A 6,346-nucleotide genomic window follows, 5' to 3' on the forward strand; every position below is an offset into this window, starting at 1 on the left:
CGGGGTTTCATAGGTGGAATCCGGCCGGTCCTTGCACACGCATTCGCTGTACACAGTCAAATCCGGGGTGTAGATCTTGAGGATGAGCTTGTCCACGTATTTGTTCGGGGTATAGCTTGTCTCATAGGGAATCACCAGAGGAATGCGGATATGGATGATATCGACACGTTCGATGTTCATGGATGTTTTCCTCGGATATTTTGACAATGAATAAGGAAAAGACTGACTGCCCGCGAATCACACGAATAGACGCGGATGAAAAGAACTCATTTTCTGTTCTTCTCTGCATGGCGAAGCCATTTGGCCGGCAGCAGCTCATATTCTGCCGGCCAAAAAGTTTCCATTCGCGCCTGTCCCGTAGCTCAGCCTTGTGATGGTACTGGGATGATTCGGCGGGCCAAATTGTATCTGCCTTACGTTAAGCAATGTATGAGCGGATGGGCACCCGAGTTTTTGTTCAGGCCCTATTTGAATTCAGCGATTTTAAGCATCAGGGTCTCGTTGACCGGCAGGGTCAGTTGCAGATCCTTATTCGCGCCGTAGATGCTGTTGATCACATTGACCGGCATCCAGTAGACCTGCTCTTTGACCCGATCCTGGACCTGGTAATAGAGTTTTTCCCGTTTGTCCTGATCAAAGGAGTACCGGGCTTCTTCAATCCAGACTGCGAGTTTTTCATCCCCGGAGTAGTTCTTTTTGGAGCCTGCGCCGAACCAGAAGGGAAGCAGTCCGTCCGCATCCAGAAGCATGTAGGAGGCCCAGCCGAAGTTCCCGATATCCTTGCATTTGCCGCCATCCCGCACTTTGATGGCCTGTCCGACATTGCCGACATAGTTTTTGAAATTCAGGGTGATGCCCACTTTTTTGAGATAGCCCATGGCGGCTTCGTTGAATTGTTTGGAGACTGGATAGTAAAACAGGATGTCCGCTTCAAAGCCGTCCGGATAACCGGCTTCCGCCAGAAGGGCCTTGGCCTTGTCCGGATCGTATTCGTACCAGGTGATGTCCGGATTATAGCCAAAATCAAAGGGGCTGAGGCAGGTGTTCAAGATTTTGCTGTGCCCCTGGAACATGACCTCGATGATTTTCTGGCGGTCAATGGCATGGCAGACCGCCTGTCGGACCCGTTTGTCCGTGAAGGGCGTTTCCCCGGCCCGGCCCATGGAGTCGAACTGCCAGAAGGTGATGCGGTGAGAGGGGGTTTCCAGGACCTTGGTCCCTTTGTTTTTTTCGACCATGGCGCATTTGTCGGGATCGAGCTTGGAGATGAGATCCACCCCGCCCTTGAGCAGTTCGGCGATGCGGGTTGATTGTTCCGGAATGACCCGGACCACCACGTCCTTAATCTTGGGCAGGTCTTCATTCCAGTACTGAGGATTGGCGGTCAAGACGACCCTGGAGCCGCGGTCCCATTGCACAAAGGTGTAGGGTCCGGTTCCCATGGGCTTCTCGGCAATGATCTCCTCGCCCATGGATTCACACCATTCCTTGTCATAAGGGAAAAAGGTGTGCATGCGATCATCGGTCAAAGGGTAGGGCCTTTGGTGATGATCTGAAAGGTATGCTCGTCAAGGACTTTGACCTCTTTGATGAATTTGAATCCCGGGGCCTGACGGGATTTGAGCTCCGGATTGAGAATGCGGTCCATGATGGTGTAGCGGATATCTTCCGCGGTCAAGGGGTTGCCGTTGTGAAAGGTGATCCCTTTTCTGAGCGTGAATTCCCATGTGGTGTCGTCAAGTCGTTTCCAGGATTTGGCCAGATTCGGCTTGAGCTCCAGGGTGTCCAGGTCCCGCTCCAGCAGGGAATCCGAGACCATGTAGTAGATGTTGGTCAGATTCAGGGAGGTGGTGCCGTAAATGTCCATGGTGGGAATTTTGCTGCCCACAGCCCAGATGAGTTTGTCCTTGGCTGCGGCCGGTTGGGCCGCAAGTCCGATAATCAGGAACAACACGGCCAGCAGAGCGGTTTGTCCAAAATTTTTGTGATTCATGTTCGACCTCCTTGGGTTGCAGATTGTTGAGCCATTGATTCGGCGAGCCAGCATCTGACACCGTGGCTGCTGCCGGACGGGTCCTTCAGGCTGAACAGCGGCGGAATTTCCAATCGGCAGCGTTCAAAAGCCCGGTCGCAGCGTGGCGCGAACAAACAGCCCGGGGGCGGATCAATGAGCCCCGGCACCATTCCGGGGATCTCGGCGAGGGCTTGCTTGCCGGAACTGAACTTTCGGCCGGGTCTGGGAATGGAGCGCATCAATCCCAGGGTGTAGGGATGGCCCGGGGCATTGAAGATGAGGTCCACCGGGGCGCACTCAACCACTTTTCCAGCGTACATCACCGCCAAATGATCGCTCATTTCCGCCACCCACGATCATGTTCTGCAACGGCGAATCGACGCCCACCATACCCATCCCGGACACAAGCGCCTGCATGATAAGCGCACCAAGGATCGCGCCGTAGATTGTACCGACACCACCTGCAAGGGCCGTGCCGCCAATCACTGCGGCCGCGATGACGCGCAATTCGTCCAACTCGCCCAAGGACGAACCTGCCGATCCCAAACGCGCCGAGGCGATCACAGCGGCAATCGCGGTAAGCGCGCCCATCAGGGCAAAGACCTTGACGGTAAGGAACCGCGTGTTGATGCCCGAAAGCTCTGCCGCGTCAGGGTTGCCACCCATCGCAAAGACATACCGGCCAAAGCGGGTTTTTCTCGCGACGATGGTCATGCAGATAGTCACCGCCAGTACGATCAGAACCGATATCGGAAAACCGTAGGCTTCGGTATAGCCTTCCGGCATCTCCAGACCTTCGGATTCAAAGCGGCGCTCCACGATACGGATGGGCACCTTATAGGCGTTGATGATCGCTGTGATCCCGCAAATTGCGCCCACAAGGATCGCACCCAGCACATATTCCGCCCAAAGCGGCTTGACTGCAAAGTCGTGGCTTATGTGCTTGCGCCGCGTCTGCATCAGGAAAAAGATCGTCAAGATCGACCCGACGATGGCCAGCGCCCAGCTTGCGGTCACACCGATGGTTCCCGACGCACCGCCCAGCATGATGAAGTTCGGGTCAAGCGGCGAAATCGTCGTCCCCTTGGATACCCACCATGCGCCGCCGCGCCAGATCAGCAGACCGCCCAGCGTGACAATAAAGGACGGGATCGCAAGATAACCGATCAACCAACCCTGAAAACCACCGATTGCGGCACCCAGCAGGATGCCGATCGTCACGGTGATGATCCAGATGGCCGGATTACCAAATCCAAGAATATCAGGCAGGATCTGCACCTGAATGACACCCATCACCATCCCGATGATACCCAGCATCGACCCGATGGACAGATCAATGTTCCGGGTCACGATCACAAAGACCATGCCAGTTGCCATGACCGCCACAGATGCGGTTTGCAAGGTCAGCGTAAACAGATTGCGCGGCGTCAGGAACGTGCCCCCGGTTGCCACGTGAAACACCAAAGAGATCGCGATAAAAGCACCGATCATGCCCAGCAATCGCGTGTCGATCTGCAATGTCTTGATTAATCTTCCAAGCCCGTTGGACATTGGTTCCCTCCCCTTTCACCCGTTCAACCGGATGGCCTTAATAGAAAGCCCCACCCGCCAGCGCGGATGGGGCCTTTTTCGTGCACGTCAGATTATTCGCAAACTGCGAGACCTGAGACGCCCTGGCACAGAACCGCTTTTTCGATCCAGCCAGCGTCCAGAACAAGGTTCAGGTTGTCCTGTGTAATCGGCTGAGGTGCCAGCAGCATAGAAGTCACTTCAACACCACCGGGTGACATGAACATGCTTGCGCCCATGACGTCGGACATTGCAGCGCCACCGGCCAGTGCTACGGCGATCTCGCCTGCATTGCGCCCCAGTTCACGGCTGTCTTTCCAGACCGATACAGTCTGCGTGCCAAGTGCGACGCGGTTTAGGGCAGCGTGGTCGCCATCCTGTCCGGACACAGGCAGACCGTCCATACCCTGCGATGCAAGAGCGGCCACAACGCCACCGGCAGTACCATCGTTGGACGCCACAACAGCGTCAACTTCGTTGTTGGTCTGCGTCAGGATCTGCTCCATGTTGCGCTGCGCGTTGGCTGGCTGCCAGCCATCTGTATAGGCCTCACCCACAATCGTGATCGCGCCACTGTCGATGGCTGCCTGTAGCACCTCTTGCTGACCGCCACGCAGGAAATCAGAGTTGGGGTCGGTTGGCGAACCTTTGATGAAGACGTAGTTGCCTTCTGGCGCTTCGGCATACACGGCGGCGGCCTGCATCCGGCCAACTTCGACGTTATCGAATGTCAGATAGAACGCGCGCGGGTCTTCGATCAGACGGTCGTAACCAATGACCGGGATGCCTGCGGCTTCGGCGGCATCAAGTGCCGGACCGATGGAACCACCATCCTGTGCCAGAATGATCAGCGCATCGACGCCTTGGGTGATCAGGCTTTCCACATCTGCCAGTTGCTTGGTCGCAGAGGACTGCGCGTCAGCGGACAGATAGCTTGCGCCTGCGGCTTCAAGCGCGCCAAGCATCGCTGCTTCGTCGGTTTTCCAACGCTCTTCCTGAAAATCGGACCAGCTTACACCGACGGTGACGCTGTGGGCATCAGCAAAGGCAGATGTGCTGAAACCGGCAGCCACGACGGCCGCCATAATAACGGATTTATGCATGTTTTCCTCCCATAGTGTGCCCCATGCATTGGGGCGTGGGTCTATTGACCCTACATCCACAAACATGACTTATTAATTTCAGTTGTCAAAATAAAAATTGATGCAAAATATCAAAAATTGCTTTCAAGATGCCTTTTCTTTAGGCAATCTATCAAGGGCAGTCGAAATATGTAGGCAACGTCGCCGCATTACTTCAGGGATTGAACTATGTATGACGTCAGTCTTGAACAAAACCGCGAATCAGCCGGTCCCGCTGGCTGTGGTCCTTTGTTGGCGACGGACACCCCCGATGGCAAACCACTGCGCCAGCAGGTCTTTGAACATGTCCGTGCCACCGGTCGCGCCGCCCGCACCGACGTAACGCGCGCGATCGGCATCAGCGCAGGATCGGCCACCACACTGACCGCCGATCTGATCGGCGCGGGGCTTCTGCGCGAGGTCGAAGGCCTGCCGCGCGAAACAGGGCGCGGACGCCCCCCTGTGGCGCTGGAGGTTGTTCCGGAGGCGCGGCATGTGATCGGTTTGAAACTGTCCGACGAAACACATTCGGCGGTTTTGACAGATTTTGCGGGTGGTATCCTTGCGGATGCCACCCTGCCTACGCCACCAGGGCGCAAAACACTCGATGGCTTGCTGGAGGAGATCGATACGTTGATGGATCTCGTCCTCAAGGAAGCGGGCAAGGAACTGTCCGAAATCTCTGCGGTCGGCATCGGGATGTCGGGGATTATCGACCATCACACCGGAACGATATCGTGGTCGCCACTGATGACTACACCCGATCTGGATTTGCGCCACGCTTTTGTGGCGCGGTTTGGCGTGCCTGTACATGTCGACAACGATACCAATGTGCTCAGCCTTGCAGAATTGTGGTTTGGCGCGGGGCGTTCGATCCCCGATTTCGCCGTCGTGACGATTGAAAACGGCGTTGGCATGGGCCTTGTGCTTGATAACCGTCTGTTCCGCGGTGCGCGCGGGATGGGTCTGGAACTGGGCCATACAAAGGTGCAGCTTGATGGCGCGCTTTGCCGCTGCGGGCAGCGCGGCTGTCTTGAGGCTTATCTGGCCGACTATGCGCTTGCGCGCGAGGCCGCGACCGCCCTGCACCGCAATCCGCGCAGCCCTCAAAGCCCCACCGCAATGTTGGACGCCCTGTTTGCGCAGGCCAAATCCGGCAACGAAGCGGCGCGCACCATCTTTCGCCGGGCCGGGCGCTATTTGTCTGTTGGTCTGTCAAATGTGATCCAGCTTTTTGATCCGGGATTGATCATCCTGTCGGGTGAGCGGATGGAATACGACTATCTTTACTCCAAGGAAGTCCTTGCTGAGATGCAAAAACTGACGTTGAGCGACGGGCGCACGCCATGCAAGGTCGAAGTCCATGCATGGGGCGGGATGATCTGGGCACGGGGTGCGACGGCATTGGCGCTTGAAGCTGTGACCGATGCGGCCTTGGGCGAAGCGCGCGCATGATGCGTTGCCTGGTCTTGGTGCTGGCGGCCACAACCGCAACAGCAGATCCGCTGTTCGAAGACCGCTCGGACGGGATACCTGCGCATATCTACGGCGGCGGATGGGAGCATTTCGTCGGTGGCGGCGTCGCAGTCTTTGACTGCAACGGCGACGCCTTGCCGGATATGTTTGCGGCAGGCGGTGAAAA

General features: G+C 56.6%; 7 protein-coding genes and 1 pseudogene. 2 read left to right on the forward strand and 6 right to left on the reverse strand.

The annotated features are described in order from the left end of the window. The 6 genes from R6T97_RS14300 to xylF all read right to left on the reverse strand — a co-directional run. Positions 1 to 180, reverse strand: a 180-nt coding sequence (locus R6T97_RS14300; protein WP_410349969.1) for a hypothetical protein, incomplete at its 3' end; no start/stop codon positions are given. A gap of 284 nt (positions 181 to 464) precedes the next feature. Continuing rightward, a complete protein-coding gene (locus R6T97_RS14305; protein WP_410349970.1) occupies positions 465 to 1,529 on the reverse strand; it encodes an ABC transporter substrate-binding protein in 1,065 nt (354 codons plus the stop codon). Next, positions 1,526 to 1,993, reverse strand: a complete 468-nt coding sequence (locus R6T97_RS14310) for an ABC transporter substrate-binding protein (protein WP_410349971.1) — start codon at positions 1,991 to 1,993, stop codon at positions 1,526 to 1,528. Before R6T97_RS14310 ends, R6T97_RS14305 begins: the two co-directional genes overlap by 4 nt. Then, on the reverse strand, positions 1,990 to 2,355 hold the full coding sequence (locus tag R6T97_RS14315) for an oligopeptide/dipeptide ABC transporter ATP-binding protein (RefSeq protein ID WP_410349972.1): 366 nt from the start codon (positions 2,353 to 2,355) through the stop codon (positions 1,990 to 1,992). Before R6T97_RS14315 ends, R6T97_RS14310 begins: the two co-directional genes overlap by 4 nt. After that, positions 2,312 to 3,565: a sugar ABC transporter permease gene (locus R6T97_RS14320; protein WP_410349973.1), complete on the reverse strand. Its 1,254-nt coding sequence runs from the start codon at positions 3,563 to 3,565 to the stop codon at positions 2,312 to 2,314. The genes R6T97_RS14315 and R6T97_RS14320 overlap by 44 nt, the downstream gene beginning before the upstream one ends. 92 nt (positions 3,566 to 3,657) lie before the next feature. Continuing rightward, positions 3,658 to 4,686 (reverse strand): D-xylose ABC transporter substrate-binding protein, encoded by a 1,029-nt coding sequence (gene xylF, locus R6T97_RS14325; RefSeq protein WP_410349974.1) that lies wholly within the window; start codon positions 4,684 to 4,686, stop codon positions 3,658 to 3,660. Between the two features lie 207 nt (positions 4,687 to 4,893). Between xylF and R6T97_RS14330 the strand changes: the two genes are divergently transcribed. Then, positions 4,894 to 6,159, forward strand: coding sequence for an ROK family protein (locus R6T97_RS14330; RefSeq protein ID WP_410349975.1), 1,266 nt, complete (start codon positions 4,894 to 4,896; stop codon positions 6,157 to 6,159). Then, positions 6,156 to 6,346 (forward strand): annotated as a pseudogene (locus R6T97_RS14335) (hypothetical protein); the annotation flags it as partial. The gene R6T97_RS14330 and the pseudogene R6T97_RS14335, both read left to right, overlap by 4 nt.

The sequence above is a fragment of the Yoonia sp. genome, from assembly GCF_046498525.1.
Classification (GTDB): domain Bacteria; phylum Pseudomonadota; class Alphaproteobacteria; order Rhodobacterales; family Rhodobacteraceae; genus Yoonia.

Coding starts and splice junctions, on each gene's coding strand:
- R6T97_RS14310 (WP_410349971.1), bottom strand. CDS start 1,993: ATGAATCACAAAAATTTTGGACAAACCGCTCTGCTGGCCGTGTTGTTC.
- R6T97_RS14315 (WP_410349972.1), bottom strand. CDS start 2,355: ATGAGCGATCATTTGGCGGTGATGTACGCTGGAAAAGTGGTTGAGTGC.
- R6T97_RS14320 (WP_410349973.1), bottom strand. CDS start 3,565: ATGTCCAACGGGCTTGGAAGATTAATCAAGACATTGCAGATCGACACG.
- xylF (WP_410349974.1), bottom strand. CDS start 4,686: ATGCATAAATCCGTTATTATGGCGGCCGTCGTGGCTGCCGGTTTCAGC.
- R6T97_RS14330 (WP_410349975.1), top strand. CDS start 4,894: ATGTATGACGTCAGTCTTGAACAAAACCGCGAATCAGCCGGTCCCGCT.